The 24386-nt window shown below is 73.3% G+C and carries 23 protein-coding genes; 4 read left to right on the plus strand and 19 right to left on the minus strand.

All coding sequences use genetic code 11. From position 1 onward, the window contains the following. Window positions 1-4: 4 nt before the first annotated feature. The 15 genes from IEZ31_RS20935 to IEZ31_RS21005 form a co-directional block, all read right to left on the minus strand. On the minus strand, window positions 5-1174 hold the full coding sequence (locus IEZ31_RS20935; protein WP_190251603.1) for a serine hydrolase domain-containing protein: 1170 nt from the start codon (window positions 1172-1174) through the stop codon (window positions 5-7). Next, the gene (locus IEZ31_RS20940; protein WP_190251604.1) at window positions 1171-2025 is read right to left on the minus strand and encodes an SMP-30/gluconolactonase/LRE family protein; all 855 of its coding nucleotides are present in this window, start codon (window positions 2023-2025) and stop codon (window positions 1171-1173) included. The genes IEZ31_RS20935 and IEZ31_RS20940 overlap by 4 nt, the downstream gene beginning before the upstream one ends. Next, window positions 2022-3164, minus strand: a complete 1143-nt coding sequence (locus IEZ31_RS20945; protein ID WP_190251605.1) for a serine hydrolase domain-containing protein — start codon at window positions 3162-3164, stop codon at window positions 2022-2024. The genes IEZ31_RS20940 and IEZ31_RS20945 overlap by 4 nt, the downstream gene beginning before the upstream one ends. Beyond that, window positions 3154-3960, minus strand: coding sequence for an ATP-binding cassette domain-containing protein (locus tag IEZ31_RS20950; protein WP_190251606.1), 807 nt, complete (start codon window positions 3958-3960; stop codon window positions 3154-3156). The genes IEZ31_RS20945 and IEZ31_RS20950 overlap by 11 nt, the downstream gene beginning before the upstream one ends. Then, window positions 3957-5054: an ABC transporter permease gene (locus IEZ31_RS20955; protein ID WP_190251607.1), complete on the minus strand. Its 1098-nt coding sequence runs from the start codon at window positions 5052-5054 to the stop codon at window positions 3957-3959. Before IEZ31_RS20955 ends, IEZ31_RS20950 begins: the two co-directional genes overlap by 4 nt. After that, the gene (locus tag IEZ31_RS20960; protein WP_190251608.1) at window positions 5051-6040 is read right to left on the minus strand and encodes a substrate-binding domain-containing protein; all 990 of its coding nucleotides are present in this window, start codon (window positions 6038-6040) and stop codon (window positions 5051-5053) included. Before IEZ31_RS20960 ends, IEZ31_RS20955 begins: the two co-directional genes overlap by 4 nt. Window positions 6041-6147: 107 nt before the next feature. Continuing rightward, window positions 6148-7098 (minus strand): alpha/beta hydrolase, encoded by a 951-nt coding sequence (locus tag IEZ31_RS20965; protein WP_190251609.1) that lies wholly within the window; start codon window positions 7096-7098, stop codon window positions 6148-6150. A 167-nt stretch (window positions 7099-7265) separates the two neighbouring features. Next, window positions 7266-8453, minus strand: a complete 1188-nt coding sequence (locus tag IEZ31_RS20970) for a Gfo/Idh/MocA family protein (protein ID WP_190251610.1) — start codon at window positions 8451-8453, stop codon at window positions 7266-7268. Next, window positions 8450-9592 carry a Gfo/Idh/MocA family protein gene (locus IEZ31_RS20975; protein WP_190251611.1) on the minus strand — a complete coding sequence of 381 codons (1143 nt, stop codon included), beginning with the start codon at window positions 9590-9592 and terminating at the stop codon, window positions 8450-8452. Before IEZ31_RS20975 ends, IEZ31_RS20970 begins: the two co-directional genes overlap by 4 nt. Continuing rightward, on the minus strand, window positions 9589-10074 hold the full coding sequence (locus IEZ31_RS20980; protein WP_229835668.1) for a VOC family protein: 486 nt from the start codon (window positions 10072-10074) through the stop codon (window positions 9589-9591). The genes IEZ31_RS20975 and IEZ31_RS20980 overlap by 4 nt, the downstream gene beginning before the upstream one ends. 41 nt (window positions 10075-10115) lie before the next feature. Further along, a complete protein-coding gene (locus tag IEZ31_RS20985; protein WP_229835669.1) occupies window positions 10116-11261 on the minus strand; it encodes a serine hydrolase domain-containing protein in 1146 nt (381 codons plus the stop codon). Then, a complete protein-coding gene (locus tag IEZ31_RS20990) occupies window positions 11258-12139 on the minus strand; it encodes an alpha/beta hydrolase (protein ID WP_373294646.1) in 882 nt (293 codons plus the stop codon). Before IEZ31_RS20990 ends, IEZ31_RS20985 begins: the two co-directional genes overlap by 4 nt. A gap of 59 nt (window positions 12140-12198) precedes the next feature. Next, window positions 12199-13392, minus strand: a complete 1194-nt coding sequence (locus IEZ31_RS20995) for a serine hydrolase domain-containing protein (protein WP_190251614.1) — start codon at window positions 13390-13392, stop codon at window positions 12199-12201. Between the two features lie 11 nt (window positions 13393-13403). Beyond that, window positions 13404-15350 carry an ATP-binding cassette domain-containing protein gene (locus tag IEZ31_RS21000; protein WP_190251615.1) on the minus strand — a complete coding sequence of 649 codons (1947 nt, stop codon included), beginning with the start codon at window positions 15348-15350 and terminating at the stop codon, window positions 13404-13406. Continuing rightward, window positions 15343-16557: a sugar ABC transporter substrate-binding protein gene (locus IEZ31_RS21005; RefSeq protein WP_190251616.1), complete on the minus strand. Its 1215-nt coding sequence runs from the start codon at window positions 16555-16557 to the stop codon at window positions 15343-15345. Before IEZ31_RS21005 ends, IEZ31_RS21000 begins: the two co-directional genes overlap by 8 nt. 185 nt (window positions 16558-16742) lie before the next feature. Here IEZ31_RS21005 and IEZ31_RS21010 point away from each other — a divergent pair, with 185 nt between their 5' ends. The 4 genes from IEZ31_RS21010 to IEZ31_RS21025 are packed head-to-tail and all read left to right on the plus strand — an operon-like array spanning window position 16743 to window position 20998. Then, the gene (locus tag IEZ31_RS21010) at window positions 16743-17915 is read left to right on the plus strand and encodes a M24 family metallopeptidase (RefSeq protein WP_190251617.1); all 1173 of its coding nucleotides are present in this window, start codon (window positions 16743-16745) and stop codon (window positions 17913-17915) included. 16 nt (window positions 17916-17931) lie between these two features. Then, the gene (locus IEZ31_RS21015) at window positions 17932-19350 is read left to right on the plus strand and encodes a four-carbon acid sugar kinase family protein (protein ID WP_190251618.1); all 1419 of its coding nucleotides are present in this window, start codon (window positions 17932-17934) and stop codon (window positions 19348-19350) included. A 32-nt stretch (window positions 19351-19382) separates the two neighbouring features. Continuing rightward, complete coding sequence (locus IEZ31_RS21020) at window positions 19383-20213, plus strand: HpcH/HpaI aldolase family protein (RefSeq protein ID WP_229835671.1); 831 nt, start codon at window positions 19383-19385, stop codon at window positions 20211-20213. Next, window positions 20210-20998 (plus strand): SDR family NAD(P)-dependent oxidoreductase, encoded by a 789-nt coding sequence (locus tag IEZ31_RS21025; RefSeq protein WP_190251619.1) that lies wholly within the window; start codon window positions 20210-20212, stop codon window positions 20996-20998. Before IEZ31_RS21020 ends, IEZ31_RS21025 begins: the two co-directional genes overlap by 4 nt. 10 nt (window positions 20999-21008) lie before the next feature. Here the strand turns inward: IEZ31_RS21025 and IEZ31_RS21030 are convergent, their stop codons facing one another. The 4 genes from IEZ31_RS21030 to IEZ31_RS21045 form a co-directional block, all read right to left on the minus strand. Continuing rightward, complete coding sequence (locus IEZ31_RS21030; protein ID WP_229835678.1) at window positions 21009-21737, minus strand: FadR/GntR family transcriptional regulator; 729 nt, start codon at window positions 21735-21737, stop codon at window positions 21009-21011. Window positions 21738-21799: 62 nt separating this feature from the next. After that, window positions 21800-22513: an SDR family NAD(P)-dependent oxidoreductase gene (locus tag IEZ31_RS21035; RefSeq protein ID WP_190251620.1), complete on the minus strand. Its 714-nt coding sequence runs from the start codon at window positions 22511-22513 to the stop codon at window positions 21800-21802. After that, the gene (locus IEZ31_RS21040) at window positions 22510-22956 is read right to left on the minus strand and encodes a hypothetical protein (protein ID WP_190251621.1); all 447 of its coding nucleotides are present in this window, start codon (window positions 22954-22956) and stop codon (window positions 22510-22512) included. The genes IEZ31_RS21035 and IEZ31_RS21040 overlap by 4 nt, the downstream gene beginning before the upstream one ends. Before the next feature lie 96 nt (window positions 22957-23052). Further along, entirely contained in the window at window positions 23053-24219 is a 1167-nt protein-coding gene (locus tag IEZ31_RS21045) for a TetR/AcrR family transcriptional regulator (RefSeq protein WP_190251622.1), read from the minus strand. Window positions 24220-24386: the final 167 nt, after the last annotated feature.

Below are 24386 nucleotides of genomic sequence, written 5' to 3' on the forward strand. Positions count from 1 at the left end.
TTCATCATGCCGTCGACCGTTGACCGGCCGCCGCCCTGTGTACCGCACGGAGCAGCGCGACGGCCCGCGGGTCCGGCCCCGGCTCGTCGCGCAGCTCGTTCATCACGTACGCCACACCGATCCGTTCCCGCGGCCAGGCCGCGCTGACCGAGCCGCCGGCCCCCGTGTGCCCGAACGCGTGCGCCGGCGGCCCGAGCCGCCGCCCCCCGGTCTGGAGTTGAAACCCCGCACCGTACCGCAGGCGCTCGCCGGTCAGCGGGTCGACGAAGTGGCTGCGCTCCGCGGTGGCGCCGGCCAGGGCCTCCGCCGACGCCACGGTGACGCCGTCGAGCCGGCCGCCGAGCGCCAGGCAACCGTAGAGCCGGGCGAGCGACCGGGCGGTGCCGATCGCGTTCGCGCCCGGGATCTCCGCGGCGCGGAAGTCCGGGTCGTTCCACGGCATCCGGGGGGCCGGGAAGAGCGGAGGGTTCGCCCAGGCGGCGCCGAGCAACCGGTCGCTCTCGCCGGCCCGCACGGAGAGCTGCGCAGCGGTGCCCCAGCCCGGCCCGTAGGCCAGCTCGGACACCCGGCCCGCGTGCCGCTCCGGCAGGCCCAGCCAGATGTCGAGGCCGAGCGGCGCGGCGATCTCGTCGGCGAGATAACGGCCCGCGCTGCGGCCGGTCACCCGGCGAATCAGCTCGCCGGCGAGCCAGCCGTACGTGAGCGGGTGGTAGACGGCGCCGGCCCGGGGGTCCCATTCGCGCGGCTGGGCGGCGAGGAGCCGCGCCATCCGCGCGCCGTCGCACAGGTCGCGTTCGCGCAGCCGCCGCCGGACACCCGGCAGACCCGCCCGGTGCGACAGCACCTCCCCGACGGTGATCCCGGCCTTCCCGTTCGCCGCGAACTCCGGCCAGTACCGGGCCACCGGTGCGTCGAGGTCGACCAGCCCGTGGTCGAGCAGCCGGGCGAAGCAGGCGGCGACGAGCCCCTTCGTGCCGGAGAACAGCAGTTGGAGCGTGTCCGCCCGCCACGGGACACCGGGCGCCGCGGCGCCGCCCCACACGTCGACGACCACCTCGCCGTTGCGGACGGCGGCGAATGCGGCGCCGCGCTCGCCGCGCCGGGCCAGGTTCTCGCGGAACGCATCGGCCACCGCGCCGAACCCGGGCGCCACCGTCCACTCCGCGTCGCTCATCCGGCGAACCGCGGTTTGGGCAGGCCCTGCGGGCCCGGGCGGAGCCGGAACAGGTTGCCGGCCAGCGGCTCGGCGCGCCGTCCGGCGTCGTCGAGCTTGTGGCGAGAGCTGGTGACGAACAGGTCCCGCAGCGTCGCGCCGCCGAACGCGACGCTGGTGGGGCAGCTGACCGGGAGCGGCACGACCCGGTCCAGCGTGCCGTCCGCCCGGTACCGGCGCACCGCGCCGCCGCCGAACAACGCGACCCAGACGCCGCCCTCGGCGTCGACCGTGAGCCCGTCGGGGAGGCCGTCCTCCGCCGGGATCGCCGCGAACGTGCGCCGGTCGCCGAGGCGCCCGGTGCCCGCGTCGAACGGGTACCGGTCGACGCGCTGCGCCGGGCTGTCGATGTGGTACATCACCGTGCCGTCCGGGCTCCAGTCCAGCCCGTTGGAGATCGTCAGCCCGTCCAGGACGCAGTCCACCCGGCCGTCCGGCTCGATCCGGTACAGCGCCGCGACGCCGGGCTCCCGCCGGCTGGACATCGTGCCCGCCCAGAGTCGTCCCGCGGCGTCGCAGGCGGCGTCGTTGAGCCGGTCGGCCCGGGCGTCGCCGTCGAGGTGGGCGAGGGTCCGCAGGCCGCCCTCCGGGTCACGCACCACCACGTCGCGCCCGACGCCGAGCACGTGGCCGCCGTCCCTGCGGGGTATCGCGAAGGCCAGCGGCGACGTCACCGTGACCGGCGCCGGGTCCCCGGTCGTGCGGAGGCGGCCGGTCAGGATGTCCACCCAGGACAGTCGCGCCGTGCGGACGTCCCAGAACGGGCCCTCACCCAGTTCGTCGCCGGCCGCGACGCTCGTGACCCCGTTCACCGCGGACCGTCGGCGAGGCAGTCGTGGAGGGCGGCGAGCACCCGTGCCGCCCGCCGGTCGCCCGGGTCGTCCCGCAGCAGGTTGGTCGCGTAGGAGAACCCCACGCGCGAGCCGGGCCAGCGGCCGTGCAGCGAGCCGCCGAACCCGCCGTGGCCGAACGCGTCCGGCGGCGGCCCGAACGGTTGCGCCTCCGTCTGCACCTGGAAGCCGACACCGAACGCCATCGCTCCGCCGTGCAGCGGATCCACCCGCACGCTGAGCGGCCGGCGGGCGAGGTCCAGCGTGGCCGCGCCGACCAGGCGGTCGAGCCGCCCGTACAGGAGGGCGACGGCGCGCGCGGTGGCGATGCCGTTCGCGGCCGGCACCTCGGCCGCGTGCCACGCACGCTCGTTGCCGGGGAATCCCAGCCGCTCCCGCCGGACGGGGTTGGCCAGCACCGAGCGCGCGAAGGCGTCATGCTCCGGCGGTCCCGGGGCGTGCAGGTCGAGCTCCAGGCGGGCCACGCGCGGCTCCAGTGCGGCGGGCAGCCCGATCCACGCCTCGATGCCCAGCGGGCCGGCGACCTCCTCCGCGAAGAACCGCCCGACCGTCCGGCCGTCGATCCGGCGCAGCAGCTCACCGCAGAGCCAGCCGAACGTGAGCGTGTGGTAGGTGTCGGCCGCGCGCCGGTCGTTACTTTGCGGCTGGGCCGCGACCAGCGCGGCCATCCGGGTCGCGTCGGTCGCCTCCCGCCAGGTCACCGGGGTCGTGAGGCCGGGCAGACGGGCGGTGTGCGCGACGACGTCACGGACCAGCACACCGCCCTTGCCGGCCGCCGCGAACTCCGGCCAGTACGCGGCCACCGGCCGGTCGAGGCGCAGCCGGCCCCGGTCGACGAGCAGCAGCAGGCAGACGGCGACGAGCCCCTTGGTCCCGGAGAAGATGAGCTGCATCGTGTCGGGACGCCACGGCGCACCGGTGCGGGCGTCGGCGACGCCGCCCCACAGGTCGACGACCGGCTCGCCGTCCCGGTACGCGGCGAACGCCGCCCCGAGCTCGCCGTCGTCGGTGAAGGCGGCGGCGAACGCGTCCCGCACCGGCTCGAAGCCGGGCTCGACATGACCCGCGACCGGGGCGGCGGCCCGGGAGTCAGCCCGCATCGCCGACCGCCTCCAGCATCTTCTCCAGATCCTCCTGCAACCGGGTGAGCTCCGCGCCGCCGGCCATGTGCCGGACCAGCCCGCCGACCGTGAGATCCTCCTTCCGGTACGTCCCTTCGAGCCCGCCCCGGCGCAGCACGACGAAGCTGTCCCCCACCGGGTATGCGTGGTGCACGTTGTGCGTGATCAGCACGACGCCGATGCCGCTGGCCCGGGCCCGCAGGACGTGCCGGAGGACCAGTTCCGCCTCCCGCACGCCGAGCGCCGACGTCGGCTCGTCCAGGATGAGCACGCGCGCTCCGAAGTAGACGGCGCGGGCGATCGCGACGCACTGGCGCTGGCCGCCGGAGAGCGTCTCGACCGGCTGGCGCATGTCGCGCAGGTCGATGCCGACCTCGCGCAGCTCCCGCCGGGCGATCTCGCGGGCCCGGCGCGAGTCGAACCAGCCCAGCGAGAACCGCCCGCGAGTGGGTTCCCGTCCGAGGAAGAAGTTGCGGTAGATGGGCATGACCCCGACGAGTGCAAGATCCTGGAACACGGTGGCGATGCCGCGCCGCAGCGCGTCCCGGGGCGACGACAGCTCGATCCGCTCGCCGTCGAACCAGATCGCGCCCGAGTCCGGCCGGACCACTCCGGACAGCACCTTGATGAGCGTGGACTTGCCGGCGCCGTTGTCGCCGAGCAGACAGGTGATCTCGCCGGCCCGGACGTCGATCGAGACGTCCCGCAGCGCCTCCACGCCGCCGTACCGCTTCGTCACGGCCTCGGCCCGCAACAGCGGCGTCCCGCCCGTCATGTGCGCTCCTTTCGTGCCCGGCGCCGACGCCCGGTCGGCCGGGCGTACGTGTTGATGAGCACCGCTACCAGCAGGGTCACGCCGACGAACGGCAGGAACCAGTTGTCGTTGATGGACGTGTAGAAGAAGCCCTGGTTGACGATGCCGAACAGCAGCGCGCCGAACGCCGTGCCGATCGGCGACCCGTAGCCGCCGGACAGCAGCGCGCCGCCGATCACGGCCGCGGTCGCGGCCTGGAACATCTTGTCCGCCCCGGCGTTGACGTCCGCGGTGTCGGCCGTGAAGATCACCAGCACGGCGACCAGCGTGGCGCCGCACGCGCTCGCCATGAACAGGCCGACCTTGACGCGGTCGACCGGGATGCCGGCCTTGCGGGCCGACTCACGGTCGCCACCGGTCGCGTAGATCCAGTTGCCCACCTTCATGCGGTCGAGCACGATCGCGGCGAGGACGCTCAGGCCGACCCACCAGTAGAACGAGACCGACAGGCCGAACAGCTGCCCGTGGAAGAGGCGGAGCAGCGGGTCGTCGCGCAGCAGTTCGGTGAGCCCGGTCAGCTGGGTGGCCCCGGTCAGCGAGTTCGTGACCGCGACCGTGCCGCCGGTGAGCACGAACATCATGGCCAGCGTGACGATGAACGACGGCACGCTCGTCCGCGTGACGATCAGCCCGTTGACGAGGCCCGCCACCGAGGCGCCGGCCAGCGCGAAGAGCAGCGCCGGCAGCAGCCCCCAGCCCCAGTACGTGACCGGGTAGGCGAACAGGATCCCGGCCGTGCCGATCATCGCGCCGACGGACAGGTCGAACTCCCCGGCCACCAGCAGCAGGGTGACCGGGATCGCGACGATGCCGACCTGCGCGGCGACCTCCAGGTAGTTGCGCGTGCCGACGGCGGTCAGGAAGCCGGTGTGTCGCGCGGTCGTCGCGAAGAACGCGAAGACGAGGACCGTGCCGAGCACCGCGGTCAGCTCCGGGCGCGCCGCGACCCGCCGGAGCACCTCGAGCGGCGTCGAACCACTGTCCGGAGCGGGCGGCGCAGCGGTGGTTGTGGCCGGTGCGGTCGCCGGCTCCTCGACGAGGTCTGTCCCACTCATCGCAGCTTCTTCTCCGACAGCGCGAGGACCTGGTCGACGTTGGCGGCGGTGACCGCGGACGGGCCGGTCGGGATCTGCGCGAGGGCCGGCTTGAGCCCGAGGGTCAGGTACTGCTTGATGAACAGCACCGGCAGATAGCCCTGCAGGTAGGGTTGCTGGTCGAGCGCGAAGACGAGCTTGCCGTCCTTGATGGCGCCCAGCACCTGCGGGTCGATGTCGAGCGCGCTCCATCTGATCTCCGCCGCGCGGGCGCCGAGCTGGCTCTGCGCGGCGAGCATCGCGGGCGACATCAGCACGCCGACGTTGAACACGCCGTCGATCGTGGGGTCCTTCTGGAGGCTCGCCAGGATCGCGTTCTTCGTCGCCGTGACGTCGTTGGAGAGCGGTACCTGCAGAAACGTCACCTTTCCCGGGAAGCCGCGCTCGAAGCCGTTGTTGCGGTCCTCCGCGATGGGGATCCCCGGCGGGACCGTCACCATGAGCGCATGCTTGGCGCCGGCCTCACCGAGGAGCTTGCCGCCGAGCATGCCGGCGGCCGTCTCGTCGTTGCCGACGAACGTCAGTGCCCCGGTGGCGGTGGCCTCACCGGCGCCGGTCTGCGCGAGGACGACGGGTATCCCGCTGTCGACGGCCGCCTTGATGGTCGGGTTGAGCGCTGAGGGCAGCGTGTCGGTGATGACCAGCCCGTCCGGCTTGGACGCGACCGCGTTCTCGATGAGCGGCTTGAGCTGCGTGGCGCTCGTGGCCGACGTCGGGGTGCTGCGGTAGACCACCTCCACGCCCAGCTCCTTGCCGGCCGCGTCGAACGCGTTCGAGATGATCGCACCGATCGGGGTGTTCGCCGGGTTCGTGGCGACGTAGATCAGCCGGAGCTTCTTGCCGGGCGACGGGGTGCCGGCCGGAGGTCGGGCGGTGCAGGCGCCGGTGCCGAGGCCCAGCGCGACGGCGGAGACCGCCGTGCCGCCGAGCACGGTCCTTCTCCTCATATCGGTCCTTTCCGAAGCAACGAGGTCCGCCGGGTTAAGTGTTTGGGTGATCTAATCACAGGCCCGTTACTCGGTCAACGACGTGTTTCCGGTCTGCTACGGCAGGATTACCGGCGCCGGGCGGCGTCGAGGAAGGTGCGCAACGCCGCCGCTTGCGCCGCCGTCGCGCGCCGGGACAGCTCCGCGTCCGGCGCGTCGAGCTCGAAGACGTGCGGCGCCCGGGCCCAGCACTGGAACTCCACGGGCACGCCGGCGGCGAGCAGCCGCTGGGCGTACCCGAACGCCTCGTCCCTCAGGGCGTCCAGCTCGGCCGTCACCAGGCACGCCGGCGGCAGCCCGGACAGATCGGACCGGTCGGCCGGCGCGGCGTACGGCGGTCGCGTGCCCGGCCGGTCCCCCAGGTAGTAGGCCCACATCAGCCCGAAGTCGCGGCGCCGATCGGGCGGCAGCGAGCGGGTCGACGGCGTGTCGAGCGCCGCGTCGAGCACGGGGTAGAGCAGCAGTTGCAGCGCGAGCGCCGGACCGCCCCGGTCCTGGCTGAGCTGGGCCACGGCGGCGGCCAGCGCACCGCCGGCGCTGCACCCGCCGACGCCCAGCACCCGGCGGTCGATCCCCAGCCCGGCCGCGTTCTCCGCGACCCAGACGAGCACCGCGTAGCAGTCCTCGAGCGGTGCGGGGAACGTGTGTTCGGGCGCCAGCCGGTAGTCCACCGAAACGACCGTGACACCTGCCGCCCGGGCGAACGTCAGGCACTTCTCGTCCTCGGCGTCCAGGTCCCCCATCACGAAGGCGCCGCCGTGGGCGTACACCAGGCCGGCGCCGGACGGTGCCGCCGGCCGGTAGACCCGGACCGGCACACGATGACCGTCGAAGGCGGACCGGACCAGGTGCGACTCCACGGCCACGCCGGTGCGGTCGACGCCACCCCGGCCGGCCACCGCCCGCAGGTGCGCGTGCTGCGCGGCGCGGGCCGCGGCCAGGTCGGCGATGCTCACGGTCGGCGGCGGGAACCTCCGCCACTGCGAAGCGACACCCTCGTCGAAGCGCGACACGTCCATCCGGCACCCGCCTCATCGCCGCCGGGAGTCCGTGCCCGGCCGAGGCAAGAGATTCGATCACCGACTCACGATCATGTCAAGGTGGTGGTGCCGGGTCCCCGATCCTGCGATCGGACGCCGGCACCACCATGTCGTGCCGGCGCATCAGTTCGATCGGGCCGGACGGCTCACTCCTGACCCACAACCTCGACGGTGCCGCCGGCGTCGTGCGAGCGCTCCGCCGCCTCGTACAGGTGGAGCGTCGCGAGGCCGTCCCGGACGCCGGGCAGCGAGCGCCGGTAGGGAGCCGGGTCGTCGCCGGCCAGCGCCGCCAGCAACGACAGGCCGAGGTCGCGGTAGATGTTGGCGAACGCGAGGAGATAGCCCTCCGGATGGCCGGGGCGGAACCGGGAGGACCCCAGCGCCGCGGCGGACTGCCCCGCGCCGCCCTTGGTCAGGAGGGTCGGCGCCTGGCCCGCCCGCTGCAGCCACAGCCGTTCCGGGTCCTCCTGGCGCCACAGCAACCCGCCCTCGTCTCCGTAGATGCGGAACGCCAGGCCGTGCTCGTTGCCGATGGCGACGTAGCTCGTCCAGATCCGGCCGACCGCGCCGCCGCTGAGGCCCAGCGTGAGGTACGCGTTGTCGTACACCTCCCGCCCGGCGGCGAACGTGTGCATCGTGGCGGCGACGGTCGTGACCCGGTCGCCGGTGACGTACTCGGCCAGGTGATGGGCGTGCGTGCCGAGCTCGCCGAGGATACCGGCGCGCCCCATCGACTCCGGGCGGAACCGCCAGTGCCGCCGCGCCGGATCGGCCGGCTCGCGGGCCAGGTCGACGTCGCCCGAGGGGAAGTCCATCTCGACCATCGTGACGCGCCCGATGACCCCCGCGGCGACCGCGTCCCGCGCGTGACGGACGACCGGATACCCGGTGAAACAGTGGTTGAGCGCGAACACCAGTCCGCTGCGCTGCACCGCGTCGACCAGCCGGCGGGCCTCGGCCACCGTCCGGGCGAGCGGCTTCTCGCACAGCACGTTGATGCCGCCGGCCAGGAACGTGCTCGCGATCTCGAAGTGGGTCCGGGGCGGCGTCGCGATGACCACGAGGTCGATGCCGTCGTCGCGCTCCGCCTCCGCCTGGGCCATCTCGCGATAGTCGCGGTACGACCGGGACTCGTCGATGAGCGCGGCGCGCGCGCTCGCACGGGCGACGTCCGGGTCGATCGACATGGCGCCCGCGACGAGCTCGAAGAGGCCGTCCACCCGCAGCGCCATCTGGTGCGTCTCACCGATGACCGAGTCCAGCCCTCCGCCGACGAGACCGACGCGCAGCCGACGGCCCACGCGGGTGAGCAACTCCGGCGGTGTTGTTGTCATGCCTGCCTGTCCACCTCTCGATAGGTGACCGGTTCCCAGCTGCCTGACCCGGCCGCCCGGTCGATGCTGTCCACCACCTCGGCGACGCGGTAGCCGTCGCGGAACGTCGGCGCCGTGTCCGGGAGCCGCTCGCCGGAGTCGATCGCGCGCAGCATCGTCTGCGCCTGGTGCGCGAAGCAGACCTCCCACCCGATCGGGTGCTGTCCCTGCACGCCCACCGGGAACAGGAAGTCGGCCCACGGGTGCTCCGGCGCGGTGACGAGGAACGTGCGGAAGCCCTGTGCGCCGGCCAGGCTGACGGACAGCTCGTTCAACCGTTCGAGGTCGAACAGCAACGATCCCCTCGTACCGTCGATCTCGATCCGGCTGCTGAGCCCGTGGCCGCCGGCGACCCGCGACGCCTCGAAGCTCGCCGTCGCGCCGTTCGCCAGCCGGGCGATCGCGGCGAAGCTGTCGTCGTTGCTGACCCGGCCACCGGGCCGGTCGTGGATGAAGGTCTGCGCGTGGGCCGCCACCGCGACCGGCTCGGCCACCAGGAAACGGGCGAGGTCGATGTGGTGCGAGCCCAGGTCGCCCAGCGCCCCGGCGCCGGCGGCGGCCTTGTCCAGGCGCCACGACATCGGGAGACCCTGGTCCAGCGCGAACGACATCAGGAACCGCGACCGGAAGTGGAGCACCTCACCGAGCTCGCCGGCCGCGATGAGCTCGTGGGCGTGCCGGATCGCGGGGATGAAGCGGTACATGAACGCGCACTGATGCAGGACGCCCGTCGTCTCGACCCGGCGATAGGTGTCGAACGCCTCGTCTGCGGTCCGGGCCAGCGGTTTCTCGCACAGGACGTGCTTGCCGTTGCGGGCCGCCGCGATCGACGGCGCACCGTGCAGCGCGTTGGGCCCCGCGTTGACGAACAGCCGGACGTCCGGATCGTCGACGATCGACCGCCAGTCGTCGGTGACGGTTTCCCATCCGTACCGGTCCGCGACCTCCCGGCGCAGCGCCGCGTCGGTGTCGGCCAGCGACACGAGCCGGATGCCGGCCGGCACGCGGTGGCGGGCCATCGCCGCGAGCCGGTAGCTGAGCGAGTGCACCTGCCCGATGAACCCCGCACCGAGCTGCCCGATGCCGATCGGCCCCGTCACGACCGCGGCCCCGGCCGGATGTCCCGGGCGTCCCGGGTGTCCTGGCACAGTTCGACGACGACGCCCCAGGGATCGCGCCCGTAGACCCATCGCCGGCCGGCCAGCGTTCCCGACGTGATGGTGTTCGGTGGCGAGTTGAAGCGGACGCCCAGCGCACCGAGCCGCGCGTACGCGGCGTCGATGTCGGAGGTCCGGAAGGCGACGTGGCCGATGCCCTCGTCGCAGACCCGGCGCCCGGCGGTGCCGCGTGGCGTCAGGTACTCGTGCAGTTCCAGCAGCCCCGAGCCGCAGCGCAGGATCGCGCCACGGAGGCGCACCGTCTCCCCGGGCAGCCCGATCGCCGTCGCGTCGACGTCGGTGTCGGCTTCCCGGACGACGACGGCCGCACCGAAGGCCCGTTCGTAGAACGCGACCGCCGCTTCCAGGTCGGGCACCACCATCCCGGTGTGGTCCAGACCCTCGATGTCGTGCACCTGTTGCACGTTCACTCCGTTCGCATGCTCGTCGAAAGGTTGGTTGTGCGTCACGCCGCCGCCGCGTACACGGCGTGAATGAGCTCGGTGGTCCGGGGATCGTCGCCGGCGAAGAACCGCATCCGGTTGGTGACGTAGCCGAACGCGAAGCCGCTCTCGGGGTCGGCGAACCCGAGGGAGCCGCCGGCGCCGCCGTGGCCGAACGTCCGGGGTCCGGCGCCCGGGGCCACGTAGGGCTGGAGGAGGAAGCCGAGGCCGAACCTGGCGGGGCGTCCGAGCACGATGTCGGGGCCCTCGGCGTGGGTGCCGGTCGCGGCGGCGAGCGTGTCCGGCCGCAGCAGGGCCGGGCTCGTGGCGGACGGTGTGATGATCGCGTCGTACAGGCCGGCGAGGCCGCGGGCGGTGGCCACGCCGTTGCTCGACGGGAGCTCGGCCCGCAGGAGGTCCGGGTCGTTCCACCGCCGGTCGTACGCGAACAGCCCGTTGGGCCCGAACAGCGCCCGGCCGGCCAGCGAGCCGGGATTTGCGGTGTCGGCCACCTGCTCGGCCGGCGGGGGCGGGATCAGGGACGCGGGCTCCCGCTTCGCCGGCCGGGTGCCGCCGATCCAGAACTCCAGCCCGCGTGGCGCGACGACGGTGTCGTGCAGGTAGCGGCCGACGGTGGTGCCCGTCGTCCGGCGGACCAGCTCGCCCAGGATCCAGCCGAAGGAGCGCGGGTGATAGCCGATCGCCGTGCCCGGCGTCCACTGTGGATGCTGCCGGGCTATCGCGGCGATCACATCCTCCCAGCCGAGCACCTGCTCCAGGGTGAGCGCAGCGTCCACCGCCGCGAGCCCGGCCTGATGCGTGAGCACCCAGCGGAGCGGCACGGCCCTCTTCCCCGCCGCGGCGAACTCCGGCCAGTAGCCGGCGACCGGTGCGTCGAGGTCCAGCCGCCCCTCCTCCACCAGGCGCAGCACACAGACCACGGTCGCCGCTTTCGTCGCGGAGAACACGAGGACGGGCGTGTCGCGGCGCCACGGCCGCCCGGTCTGCGGATCGGCGTGACCCGCCCACATGTCGACGACCGGCCGGCCGTGCCGGTAGAGGCACAGCGCCGCGCCTCCCTCTCGGTGCGCGGCGACGACGCGCCGGAAGGCGTCGGCCACCCGGCCGAACGCGGCGTCGGCGTCGCCACGGACCACGGGCGGGGTCACGGCAGCATCGCCCGCCGCAGCGCCGAGCCGATCCGCCGCCGGGCCGCCGCCGCGTCGTCGAGGGCACCAGCGTGCATCAGGAAGCCGTGGAGCTGTCCGGGCCAGCATTCGTACCGCGTCGGGACGCCGGCCACCCGCAGCCGTTCGGCGTAGGCGGCGCCCTCGTCCCGCAGCGGATCGAACTCCGCGGTGAGGACGAACGCCGGCGGCAGGCCCCGGTGGTCGCCCGCCGACAGCGGCGCCGCGTACGGGTCGTCGCGGGCCGCGGCGGCCGGGAGGTACTGGTCCCAGCACCACAGCATGTCCTCGGTGGCGGGCCACGGCAGCCGGGCGTGGGACGGCTCGGCGCAGGCGGGGTCCAGGAACGGGTAGATGAGGACCTGGTGCGCGATGTCGGGGCCCCGCCGGTCGCGGGCCATCAGCGCGACGGCGGCGGCCAGGTTCCCGCCGGCGCTGTCGCCGCCGATGGCAACGGGCCCGGGCCGCGCGCCGACGCCGCCGGGGTTCGCGGCGAGCCACGCGGTGGCGGTGTAGCAGTCGATCAGCCCGGCCGGATAGGGGTGTTCGGGTGCGAGCCGGTAGCCGACGGAGGCCACCAGGCAGCCGCTCGCGTTGGCGAGGACCCGGCAGAACGGGTCGTACGAGTCCAGGTCCTCGAAGACGAAGCCGCCGCCGTGGAAGTAGCACAGCATCGGGAGGGGACCCGGGCCCGGCCGGTAGAGGCGCACCGGCACGGACCCGGAGCCGTGCGGGGAGGCGATCAGCAGGTCCCGGACCTCGTCGACGGGCTCGGCGACGCCCCGCACGTCGTCCGCGCCAGCGCCGGGCCGCCGGAGTTCGTCGAGCGGGGTCGTGGTGATCGGCGGATCCTCCCGCATGAACCGTTCGAGCAGCGCCCTGGCCTGCGGGTGCAGGCCGTCCCAGGTACCGGTGCGGTTCACTGGAGCCGCCAGACGCAGTCGTAGACCGAGCCGACCAGCCGGAGCAGGCGCGGATCGAGGCCGTCCGACCACTGTGGATAGTTGCTGAGGAACGCGAACGACAGCCGCCGGTCCGGGTCCGCGAAGCCGAGCTGCCCGCCCAGCCCGCCGTGGCCGAAGGCGCGATCGTACGGGCTGAACATCTCCGTCGGCGCGGGACGCGCGTAGCCCAGCGCCCGCCGGGCCGGGCCGGCGGCCACGACGTCGTAACCCTCGGCGTGGACGGCCGCATGGCGCCGCAGCGAGTCCGGGGAGGTCACGGCGACGCCGTCGAGGGTCCCTCCGTGGGCCAGCGCGGCGAACACGCGGGCGATACCGCGGGCGGAGGCGAAGCCGTTGGCACCCGGTACCTCGCCCCGGCGGAACGCCGCCGAGTTCGCGGTGGTGGCGACGAGGTATCCCGCCTCGGGCCCGGCGCCGAGCAGCGCGTGACCCTGCGGGGTGCCGGGGTGCCAGCGGTCGGCGAAGCGCGTGGCTTCCGCCGGGTCGGCGGGTCGCCGGGGAGGCAGCAACTGCGCGGCGTCCTTCTCCCATTCGCCGGGAAGGCCGATCGCCACGCGCGCGCCGAGCGGCCGGGCGATCTCCTCGGCCACGTGGGTCGTGACGTCGCGCCCGGTGGCCCGCCGGACCACCTCGCCCAGCATCCAGCCGTAGGTGAAGGCGTGGTAGCCCAGCAACGCGCCCGGCTGCCATTGCAGGACGCTGCCGGCCAGCGCGTCCGCGATCTCGTCGGTGCGGTCCCAGCCGTCGGCGTCGCCCATCCGCACCAGCCGCTCGTGGCCGGGCCACCACGGCAGGCCGGCGGTGTGGGTCAGCACGTGGCGGACGGTGACGGCGTCCTTGCCCCGGGCGGCGAACTCCGGCCAGTACGTGCACACCGGCGCGGCGAGGTCCACGACGCCGCGCTCGACGAGCTGCTGGACGGCCAGGGCGGTCAGCGCCTTGGTGACCGACCAGATCACACAGGCGGTGTCGGCCGACCACGGTACTCCCGGCGCGGCCTCGCCGCCCCACAGGTCCACCACTGCCTTCCCGTCCCGGTACACGCACAGCGCGGCGCCGCCCGGGTGCCGCAGCAGCACGTCGTCGAACACCGCCCGGACCGCGGTGAAGCCGGGCTCACACGTGCCGCTCGATGGTTCCTGTCCCATGCATGCCCTCCTTACAGTCCCGCCATCAGCCGGACGAGCGAGTGCTCCCCGACGTCGTCGACGGGTCCGCTGTGGACGACGCGGCCGAGCCGCAGTACCGCCACCGAGTCCGCGACCGCGAAGACCGTCTTGATGTCGTGGGTGATGAGGATGACCGCGGTGCCGTTGTCGGCCAGGCGCCGCACCGCCTCCAGGACGTAGCGGGTCTGCCGGACGCCCAGTGCCGCGGTCGGTTCGTCGAGGATGACCAGGCGGGCTCCCCCGACGATGGCCCGGGCGATGGCGACCGCCTGGCGTTGCCCGCCCGAGAGCCGGCGGACCGTGGTGTACGGATCGGGAACCCGGATGCCCAGTTCGGCGAGGCCGGCGGCGGTACGACGGGCGGCCGCGGCCTCGTCGCGCACCGGCACGACGCCGGCGATCCGGCGCGTCGGCTCGTCGCCCAGCACGAAGTTGTGCACGACGCTCAGCGTCGGCACGAGCGCGAGATCCTGGTACACGGTCCGGATCCCGGCGTCCCGGGCCTGCCGGGTGCTGCTGTACGTGACCGGCTCGCCGAGGAACTCGACGGTGCCAGCGTCCGCCCGGTCGGCACCCGAGAGGATCTTGATGAGCGTGGACTTGCCCGCCCCGTTGTCGCCGAGCAGGCAGAGCACCTCACCGGCACGCACCTCGACGTCGACGCCGCGCAACGCCTGCACCGATCCGAAGTCACGCCGCAGTCCCCGCGCCGCCAGGACGGTCGCGCCGAGCGGCCCCTGGCGGGGGAGCCGGCCCAGCGTGGCGGCCGAGTCGCCACCGTCGCCGGTCTCCGCTTCGGCCGTCGGCGCGGAGCGCCCGCGAGCGCGACGCACGGCGGCGAGCAGGCCGCCCGTGTCGCGGGTCCGCTCGAGCAACTGGTCGGCGGCCAGGGCCGTGACGAGGACGGCTCCGGTCGCCACCTCCTGCCAGTAGTCCCGCAGCCCGATGAAGATGAGTCCGGCCTGCAGGATGCCGATGGTGGCCACGCCGATGATCACCCCGAGCGGGCGCCCCGACCCGCCGGCGAAGGCCACACCACCGAGGATCGCCGCGGTGAGGACGGCGAACTCGAAGCCCTGTCCGGTCAGCGGATCGACGGTGCCGAGACGGGCGATCGTCAGCGTCGCGGCGACGCCGACCAGCGCGCCGTTGACGGTGAACAGCGCGACCGTGGTCCGCCCGACCGCGACCCCGGCGGCCGAGGCGGCCCGGCTGTCGCCGCCCATGGCGTACACCCGGAGGCCGGGCCTGGTGCGCACGAGCACGAAGCCGCCGACGGCGAAGATGACCAGCGCGACGATCACCTGCACCGAGACCTGCCCGACCACGGCTGTGCGGCCGAGGCGCATCAGGGACGGCGGAAAGTCCGAGACGGCCAGGCCTCCGGTGACCACCTTGGCCAGGCCCCCGAAGGCGATCATCGTCGCGATGGTGACGATGAGGGGGGAGATCTTCAGCAGTCGCACCATCACCCCGTTCGCCAGTCCCAGCAGGGCGCCGACGAGCGGGCCGGCGAGCAGCGTCAGCGGCGTGCTGTACGTGGCCGTGGCGATCTGGCCGGCGATCACGGCCACCAGTGAGAACATCGTCCCGATCGAGATGTCGACGGTGCCCGCGATGAGCAGCGCCATCGTGCCGGTCACCACGATGAGGACGGAGGCCATCGTGAGCCCCATCGTGGCGATGCTGCCGGCCTGGAAGAAGTTCTCCGCGCTGACGGAGAAGTACACGAACAGCGCCAGCGCGAGCACGGCCAGGCCGAGCCGGCCGCTCGCCTCGCCGGGCATGGTCGCGGTGCGCCGCCGCCACCGGCCGAGGCGGCGCAGCGGATCGATCGGACCGGCGGGAGCGGCGAGGACCGCCGGCCCGGCGGACTGGTGACCGTTGAGGTCCCCCGCGGTTGGCATCACCGTGCCGGTCGGAGTGCGCTCACTCACGATCGATCACCGCGTCGGGGTCCGTGACGGGTGCGTTCCAGACAACCGTGCGGGTGTCGTAGCTGACGTTCCCCCACGTGCTCATGTATTCCTCGACATTCGTCTCGAACGTGGTCTTGGGATCGGCCATCGCGGTCCGCCAGCGGCGGACAACCTCGGGACTGTCCAGGGCGGGCAGGCCCGCGGCCGGTGCGGTCACCAGCCGAGGGACCGCCCGGCCCTGCAGCCACAGGTCGGTGTAGACACCGAACGCGTGCCCGTACAGGGGCCAGGGCTGCGACCAGGTCGCGCGGAAGAGCGTGCCGCCCTGCTCGATCTTCTTCAGGATGTCGTCGCCGCCTTCGGTGCCCGAGGCGTAGAGGGTCGTCTCGTTGCCCCGGCCCTTCGCCTCGAGCACGGAGACCGCGCCGAGGACGGGTGCGGAGTGGCCGAGGATGACGTTGATCCCGGGATGCGCCTGCAGGAGGGTGGCCATGGCGTCGGCGCCGGCCTTGACGGTGTAGTCCACGCTGGTTTCGCTGACGATGCGGACCTTCCCGCCAGCGACCTTCAGCTCCTCCTTGATGCCCGCGTCGATGGCGCGGGCCGAGTCGGTGAGCAGGCCGTCGTTGAGCAGGAGGACCTGCGCCTCGCCGCCGTTGTGCTGCCGCATGTAGGCCACCGCCGCCGCACCCTGGCTGCGGCCGACCTGCCGGTAGTTCACGACCGGGAAGACGTGGGAGTTGGCCTGCTGGGCGACGCTCATGACACCGAGCTCGACGGCCTTGGCGGTCAGGTCCTCGGAGCCACTGAGGTAGGGCGGGTACAGGAACCAGGCGGCCATCCCCTGGGCGAACATGGTTTCGGCCTGGGAGCGGAACTTCGCGGTGTCCCCGTTGGCGATGGCGGTGACGCATTCGATGCCCTTCGCCTTGCAGGCGTTGGTGATCCCCTCGGTCAGCTGGATGGCGATCACGGCGTCGAAGTTGCCGGGGACGCCGAAGCGGCGGGGCAGCTTCGGCGCGCTTCCGGGCGGCGCGGACGGGTCGTAGCGCTTGAGTTTGCCGGTCTGCGGCCCGGCGCCCGCCGACGCCCGGGGCGGGCGTTCGTCGGCGCACGCGGCCAACGCCGGGCCGGTGAGGCCCGCCGCGGCGACGGCCAGTCCGGAGCGCAGAAGACCGCGACGGCTTAATCGGTCCGGTGGGTTCTGGGAGGCGTATGTCGACACGATCAGCTCCTTCGGTGCTCGTGACATCCGCGGCGCCGCCGGACGCCTGGATCGATGTCCGCGGTGATCGCCCCGGCAACCCGGACTTAACAGGGCCGAAATGTACGCGCTGGGTCGCCGATTGGTCAACTGGTTGACCAATATTGGGTGCCGTCCTATCGTCGCAGTGAGATCAGGGAGGTCGGATGGTCCCGTTCAACACCACCGAGCTCGACGACCTGCTGGAGAAGGCGGGCGTCGACGTGGTCGTCGCAACCACCAAACACGCCGTACAGCACCTGCTCGGCGGCTATCGATACTTCTTCTTCGCGAACATGGACGCGATCGGCCTGGGCCGCTACCTTCCCGCGCTCGGCTACCGCCGAGGCGCGCCGGAGGACGCGTTCTACGTCGGCGCGGCCAACGAGGACTGGGGCACCGACGTCGCCGGCCTGTGGGTGCCGGAGGTGCGTAACGTCTCGTGGAGCGGCCCCGACACCGCGCGCGCCGTGGCCGCGGCGCTGCGCAAACGCGGTCTCGACCGGGCGACCGTCGCGGTGGAGCTGGCGTTCCTGCCCGCCGACGCCTGGGACACCCTGCGCACCGAGTTGCCCGACGCCCGTTTCGTGGACGGGCTGTGCCTGCTGGAGGAGCTGCGCGCGGTCAAGAGTCCGGCCGAGCTGGACCTCGTCCGCCGCGCGTCGGAAGGCATCATCGACGCGATGCTGGCCACGTTCCAGGCATCCCGCCCGGGCCAGACCAAGGCGGAGATCGTGGAGCGGTTCCGCCGCGAGCAGACCGACCGCGGCATGGTGTTCGACTACTGCCTCGCCGCCGTCGGCACGAACATGAACCGGGCGCCGTCCGACCAGGTCTGGCAGGAGGGCGAGACGCTCTCGCTGGACTCCGGCGGCATGTACCGGGGCTACATCGGTGACCTGGCGCGGATGGCGGTGGCCGGGGACCCGACCCCGCTCATGGCGGACCTGCTCGAGCAGATCGAAGCGGTGCAGCTGGCGGCCCGGGCGCCGGTCCGCGCGGGCGCCCGCGGCAGTGCGATCTTCACCGCCGCGGAGCAGGCGATCGCGGCCCTGCCGCACGGACCCCAGCTACGGTTCGTGGCACACGGGATGGGGCTGATCACCCACGAGGCTCCCCGCCTGACGGGCACCGGCCCGGTGCCCTATCCCGCCGACCATGCGGACGTGCCGTTGCGTGCGGGCCAGGTCATCTCGATCGAGACCTGGATCGAGAGCCGCGAGGCCGGCTTCATCAAGCTCGAGGACACCCTGATCGTCACGGCCGCCGGCTGGGAGGCGCCCGGCGACGTGGGCCGCGGATGGAACCGCCCCGCCGGGCCGACCGGCCGCCGTGCGTGAGGCCCCCGTGGGGCCCGTGCCCAGGAACCACGTGCTCGCCGGCCTCCCCGCGGACGAGCCGGACGCCGGCACCCGCCGCGCCGTCGCGGCAGGCAACCGCCGGCGGCACACCTGGCTCCTCGTCCTGGACGACGACCCGACCGGCACCCAGTGCGTCGCCGAGGTGAACGTCCTGCTGGATCCCCGGGACACCAGCGCCCTCCGAGCGGCGGCGGCCACCGACGCGATGACCGTCGTGCTGACCAACACCCGGGCCCGGCCCGCCGGCGACGTGCCGCCGCTGCTGAGCCGCCTGGTCCGGACCGCCGCGGACGCCGCCCGATCCCACGGTCGGGACCTGCGGGTGCTCCTGCGCGGCGACTCGACGCTGCGGGGCCACTACCGGCTGGAGACCGAGACCGTTCGCGCGGCCCTCGCCGCGGCGGGGACGGCCGCCGACGGTGTCGTGCTCGTGCCGGCCTTCCCGCAGGCCGGCAGGCTCACGCGCGGTGACGTCCACTGGGTGTGCGGGGCGGACACGTGCGTCCCGGTCGCCGAGACGGAGTTCGCGGCGGACGCCACGTTCGGCTACGCCGAGTCCGACCTGCGGGAGTGGGTCGCCGCCCGGGGCGACGCCGCCGGGCCGATCGAGTCGGTGGACGTCGAGCTGATCCGGACCCGGCCGGCGGCGGTGGTGTCCCGGCTGCGCCGCGCCCGGCCCGGGACGACGTTCGTCGTCAACGCCGTCAGCGACGGTGACCTGGATCGGTTCGCGGCCGCGCTCCAGCGGGCCGAGCTGGACGGCCGCACGTACATCGTCCGATGTGGACCTTCCTTCGTCCGGGCGAGGGCCGGCCGGCACGAGCCGCGGCCCGAGACCACACGGGCCGGCGTGCGGGCGATGCGGCCGGACGGGCCGGGTCTGGTCGTGGTGGGATCACACTCCGCGCTGACCCGGCGGCAGGTCGAGGTTGCGGCGGTACGGCACGGGCTGTCCACAGTGGAGGCCGACATCGACGACCTGCTCGGAGGATCGCCCGGCGGATCGGCCGAGCGGGCCGCCGACCACCTCGCGGCGGGCCGGACCGTGCTGCTGCAGACCACCCGGGCCCGGCGGACGGCGGCCACCGCGGACGCGAGCCTGGCCCTGGCCACCCGGGTCTCGGCCGGGCTGTGCGCGATCGTCGAGTCGGCCTGCCGGCACACCACCCCGGGCTGGGTGGTCGCCAAGGGGGGCATCACCTCCGCCGACGTCGCCACCCGGGCGTTGCGGGCGACATCCGCGCGCAACGTCGGACCGCTGACCCGGCAGGGGGTCTCGGTCTGGCAACTCGATCCCGCCAGCCTCCTCCCCGACCGGCCGTACGTCGTCTTCCCGGGCAACGTCGGCGACGCGGACGCGTTGAGCCACGTCCTGGATCTGACCAAACCGCTGATCGAACGTCCACCCGCGTGAGCCAAGGAGAACCCGCAGCGATGAAGCCCAACATGGCACTGAAACCGGCCCTCGCCGACCGGCTGCGCCGCGGTGACGAGCTGACCGGCATCCTCGTCAAGATGCCCGCGCCCGCCACCATCGAGCTGGCCGGGCACTGCGGGCTGGACCTCGTCGTGCTCGACACCGAGCACGGCCCGGCCGACGGCGTCGAGCTCGAACACCACCTCCGGGCGTCCGACGCCGTGGGCATCCCGGCGATCGTCCGGGTCGCCACGAACAACCCCGTGCCGATCCAGTACGCGCTCGACGCCGGGGCCTGCGGCGTGATCGTCCCGCACGTGGGCTCGCCGGAGGCGGCCGCGGCCGCCGTCCGCGCCGGGCACTATCCGCCCCGCGGGGAGCGTGGCCTGGCGACCAGCACCCGCGCGGGAAACCACGGCACCGGCGGCACGGCGGAGCATCTCCTCCGGTCCGCCCGGGAGACGTTGATCATCGTGCAGATCGAGGACGGTGACGCCGTCCCGCAGGCCCGCGCGATCGCCGGTACCGATGGCGTCGACGCCGTCTGGTTCGGCCCCAACGACCTGTCGCTGTCGCTCGGTCACGCCGATCAGCCGACGCACCAGGACGTGGTCGCGGCCGTCGACGCGATCGTGCAGGCCGTCGGCGTCACACCGGGCGTCGCGCTGTGCGTGCTCGCCGGCGACGTCCGGGAAGCGACCCGGTGGCGGCGCCGCGGCGCTCAGATCGTGCTGTTCTCCGCCGTCGCGCTGCTGCGTGACCAGTTCCGTCAGATCCTCACCGATCCGGCCGGCGAGACCGGCACGGCACCGGCTCCCCGTCGGCCGGCAACACCCACCGTTCAGGAGGTTCACCCGTGACCACCCATTCCAGCGGCATCCTCGAGCGGCTCCGCCTCGACCGGCGCGCGGCCCTGGTCACGGGGGCCGGGCAGGGCATCGGGCGCGCGTTCGCGCACGCGCTCGGCGAGGCGGGTGCCCGCGTCGCCATCGTCGACCTCGACAAGGACCGGGCACATGCGGTGGCCGACGAGCTCGCCGCGAAGGGCATCGAGTCCCTGGCGCTGGCCGGTGACGTGAGCCGGCCGGACGACGTCCGGTCCTTCGTGGACCGGGTGGTGCACACGTGGGGCCGCCTGGACATCGCCGTCAACAACGCCGGCCTGAACCGAAACTCCGCGGCCGAGGAGACCAGCATCGACGAATGGGACGAGACGCACGCGGTGAACCTTCGCGGCGTCTTCCTGTGCTGCCAGGCCGAGGCACGGCACATGCTGGCCGCCGGCTACGGAAAGATCATCAACACCGCGTCGATGGCGTCGCTCATCGTGCCGCATCCGCAGAAGCAGGCCGCGTACAACACCGCGAAGGCCGGTGTCGTCCACCTCACCCGCTCGCTCGCCGCGGAGTGGGCCGACCGTGGCGTGCGCGTCAACGCCATCTCGCCTGGCATCATCCGCACGGCGCTGATCGAGCAGTCCCCCGCGCTGGCACCGCTCGTGGCGACCTGGGTGTCCGGCATCCCGCTGGCCCGGCTGGGCGAGGTGGACGACCTCCAGGCCGCCGTCGTCTACCTCGCCGGCCCGGCCTCGGACTACATGACCGGCCACAACCTCGTCCTGGACGGTGGCCAGACGCTCTGGTAGCGGCCGGCACTCAACCCGCAGCCGGCTGCGGCAGCGACCGTCGCAGCCGGCGGGCCGCTCGCTCCATCAACGCCGTCATCGCGGCGCGGGCCTTCTCCGAGTCCTGCGCCTCGATGGCATCCAGCACCGGAAGATGCATCGCCAGCGAGGTCTCCGTCTCGTCCGCGGCACGGATGACGCGCGTCGCCCAAACCCGCAGCAACGACTGGGCGTTGGAGAGGACTCCGGCCATCACCTCGTTGCCCGACGCGCGGGCCACCGCGAGGTGGAAGGCGATGTCGGCCTCGACATACCGCTCGTAGTCGGTTGCCGCGGCTTCCATCTCGCGGATGTGGCCCCGCATCGCCTCGAGCTGCTCCGGTGTCCGGCGCTCGGCCGCGAGAGCGGCCAGGATCACCTCGAGATGCTGCCGCAGCTCCATGATGTCGGCGATGCGGTGCTGGCCGAGCAGCAGCCCCCACTCGATCACCTTCGGCAGAAGGTCCGACTCGGTGCGGGACAGGTAGGTGCCGTCGCCCTGCCGCTGATCGAGCAGGCCCAGCAGGACGAGTGCCTTGATCGAGTTGCGGATCGCCGCGCGGCCGACGCCCAGCGCCTCGGCGAGGGCCCGTTCCGGCGGGATCCGCTGCCCCGGCAGCATCACCCCCGACAGCAGATAGTCGAGGAGCTTGCGGGTCAGCTCGGTCTCCACTGATTCCCGGGCCGAGAGCGAGAACTGCGGCAACGGTCCGGGTTTCACGGTGCGACCAAAGCTTGACCGGTTGACCAATACATGGGCACAAGCTTAGCCCGGCGCCCGGATCACCACGGGACCTCGCCCCCAGTGTTGGCCAGGACCGCGGGCCGGATTCCCGGCTCGGCAAGGAAGAGCGCCGCGGCCGCCGTCTCCCGCGTCGTGGCGTACCGCCGCAACGGAATTCGGTCCACGACGGTTGCGGTGTACGCCTCGACCGACATGCCCTGAGCCGCGGCCACCTCCTCGGTCGCCCGCAACAACAGCGGAGTCTCGGTGCGACCCGGGCACAGGGCGCGCACGGCAACCCCGGTGGGACCCTCGATCGCTGCCTGCGCGGCCACCCACGCCTGGACCGCCCACTTCGCGGCGCAGTAGGCACTGTTGTCCGGCTCGGCGCGCAGCGCGGCCTGCGAGGTCGTCACGACGAAGCGGCCCTGCCGGCGCGCGAGCGCCGGGCGGGTGGCGGCGAACAGCCGGGGAACCGTGCCGGCGTTGACGAGCAGGATCGCCCGCACCCGCGCCGCATCGAGGTCCCGCAGCGCACCGGCGCCCTGGATGCCGTGCGACGCGACGACCGCGTCGACACCGAAGTCCTCGGCCCGCTCGGCCAGCGCGGCGAGGTGGGCCGGGTCGGTGAGGTCACCCGCGACGGTCTCGGCGCCGTCCGGGTGCGCGTGCCAGCCGAGGTCATGGCCGAGCACGTCATGGCCGGCCTCGATCGCGAGCCGGACCACCGCCGCGCCGATCCCGCCCGCGGCGCCCGTCACGAGCAGTCTCATGCGGCACCTCGCAGGTCGAGGGTCGCGGCGGTCACGTACGCGGCGTCCGCGCCGTCCAGGTAGGCGAGGACCTCTTCGAGGCCGTCGGCCTGGGCGTTGCGGAGCAGGACGACCGCCCACCGGACGGCGGGAATCTCCACCGCGAGCGACAGCACGCCACCGCGCACCGCCGCGACCGCGGCGTCGAGCGCGGGCCTGTCGGCCGAGCCGCAGTGGTCGGGCTCGACAACCGCGACGACCACACGATCCGGCGGCTCGGCGCCGTGGACGCGGTCCCGCAGCCTGCCGAACAGGTCGACGGTGGCCTCGACCACCCACTGATCGAAAGGCTCCTCGGCCGTGGCCGGCAGATCGACCACGACCACTTCCGGCCGAATCGTCAACACCTTCACGCGGTCCTCCTCCGGCGCCACCTTCCACGACTGTATGAGCGATTGGTTCATCGGTCAACCTTTGTTATCTAGCGCTGCGCCATGCGACAGTTCCCACACTCCGCAGCAGCGAGCCCGCTCCGGACGGGTCAACGCTCAGCTGTCGGGTTACCGGACGCCCAGGGCACTCATGAGCAGGGCGGCGACGGCGTCGCGGTGCTCCGGGCTGTCCTGCCAGCGCAGCCGGCGGCCGGCCTCGACCACCACGCCGAAGCCGGCGTGGATCAGCACCCGGGCCTGGCGCGAGTCGAGCTCCGGGCGCGCCGACCGTAGTTGCTGCTCCCATACGGCGATATGTTCGCGCTGCGCGATGACCAACGGCCGCTGCAGGTCGGCCGGCAGGCCGGCGAGCTCGGCGTTGGCGACGCTGGTGAGCGCGGTGTGCTCGAAGCTGTAGGCCACGTAGGTCGCCGTCAGTGCGACCACCGCGTCGTGCGGGTCGACCGTCCCACGGAGGTTCTGTTCCACCGCTTGGGTCAACAGTCCCGCCGCCTGCAGGCAGGCCGCCGCCAGAATGTCCGCCTTGCCGGGAAAGTAGCGGTAGATCGCGGACGGGACCAGCCCGACGGCCTCGGCGATCCTGCCGTTCGTGACGTTGGCGAAGCCGTCCCGTTCGAACAGCGGGATGGCGGCCGCGAGGATCTCCGAGCGCCGCGTGCGCGCCACGGGCCGGGCGGGCAGGTCGACGAGGCGCGCGATGCCGGTGGCCGCCGTGGGGTCGGTCGCGACCACGCGCAGGGCGGACGCGACCAGCAGCTCTTCGACCCGGCGTTGCGCGATCGAGGTGTGGTGCATCGTGATCGACCCGATCGCACCGAGGGCCGCCACGGCTCGCAGCTGCTCGTCGGGCAGCGGATGCTCCCGTCGTACCGCGGCCACCACCCGGCCGACGACGTGCGCGAACTTCGTCCTGAGCAGGTGCCGGTCCCCGCGGTCGAGGTACCGGGCCTCCCATCGATAGACGCCACCCGACGCACGATGGGCGACGGTGACCCGGGCGGCGGCGGCGAGGACGTCCGCCAGGGACGCCTCGGGGGGCACCTCGTCGAGCGCGGCCACGAGCCGGTCCGCCATGACGTTCGCGCACTCGGCGAACAGCGCGTACTTGTTCGGGAAGTGCCGATACAGGGCCGCCGCGGTGATGCCCATGCTGGCGGCGATCTCCTCCATGGACGCCGCGTGGTAGCCCCGTTCGCTGAACATCCGACCGGCCGACTCGACGATGAGCTGCTTGCGGTTGCGCGGTCGAACGGCCGCGGTCGACTCGGTGGTCACAGCGCGGCGGCTTCCCATGGCATGTCGCCGATCCTGACACATGACCGCGCGTCGACCACGGCGACGGCCACCCCTCCGCAGCGGTGGAGATGCACCGTGGAGACGCCCCTTGCCGACCGGCGGATTGTTTCGTATGTTAACGGAGAATCTCACATCGATACTCGTGA

The sequence above is a fragment of the Dactylosporangium sucinum genome, from assembly GCF_014647515.1.
GTDB classification, from domain to species: domain Bacteria; phylum Actinomycetota; class Actinomycetes; order Mycobacteriales; family Micromonosporaceae; genus Dactylosporangium; species Dactylosporangium sucinum.

Bases quoted from the DNA above. Each gene is read 5' to 3' on its own strand.
- IEZ31_RS20935 (WP_190251603.1), bottom strand. From the start codon at position 1,174: ATGAGCGACGCGGAGTGGACGGTGGCGCCCGGGTTCGGCGCGGTGGCC.
- IEZ31_RS20945 (WP_190251605.1), bottom strand. From the start codon at position 3,164: ATGCGGGCTGACTCCCGGGCCGCCGCCCCGGTCGCGGGTCATGTCGAG.
- IEZ31_RS20950 (WP_190251606.1), bottom strand. From the start codon at position 3,960: ATGACGGGCGGGACGCCGCTGTTGCGGGCCGAGGCCGTGACGAAGCGG.
- IEZ31_RS20955 (WP_190251607.1), bottom strand. From the start codon at position 5,054: ATGAGTGGGACAGACCTCGTCGAGGAGCCGGCGACCGCACCGGCCACA.
- IEZ31_RS20960 (WP_190251608.1), bottom strand. From the start codon at position 6,040: ATGAGGAGAAGGACCGTGCTCGGCGGCACGGCGGTCTCCGCCGTCGCG.
- IEZ31_RS20965 (WP_190251609.1), bottom strand. From the start codon at position 7,098: ATGGACGTGTCGCGCTTCGACGAGGGTGTCGCTTCGCAGTGGCGGAGG.
- IEZ31_RS20970 (WP_190251610.1), bottom strand. From the start codon at position 8,453: ATGACAACAACACCGCCGGAGTTGCTCACCCGCGTGGGCCGTCGGCTG.
- IEZ31_RS20990 (WP_373294646.1), bottom strand. From the start codon at position 12,139: ATGCGGGAGGATCCGCCGATCACCACGACCCCGCTCGACGAACTCCGG.
- IEZ31_RS20995 (WP_190251614.1), bottom strand. From the start codon at position 13,392: ATGGGACAGGAACCATCGAGCGGCACGTGTGAGCCCGGCTTCACCGCG.
- IEZ31_RS21010 (WP_190251617.1), top strand. From the start codon at position 16,743: ATGGTCCCGTTCAACACCACCGAGCTCGACGACCTGCTGGAGAAGGCG.
- IEZ31_RS21020 (WP_229835671.1), top strand. From the start codon at position 19,383: ATGGCACTGAAACCGGCCCTCGCCGACCGGCTGCGCCGCGGTGACGAG.
- IEZ31_RS21035 (WP_190251620.1), bottom strand. From the start codon at position 22,513: ATGAGACTGCTCGTGACGGGCGCCGCGGGCGGGATCGGCGCGGCGGTG.
- IEZ31_RS21040 (WP_190251621.1), bottom strand. From the start codon at position 22,956: ATGAACCAATCGCTCATACAGTCGTGGAAGGTGGCGCCGGAGGAGGAC.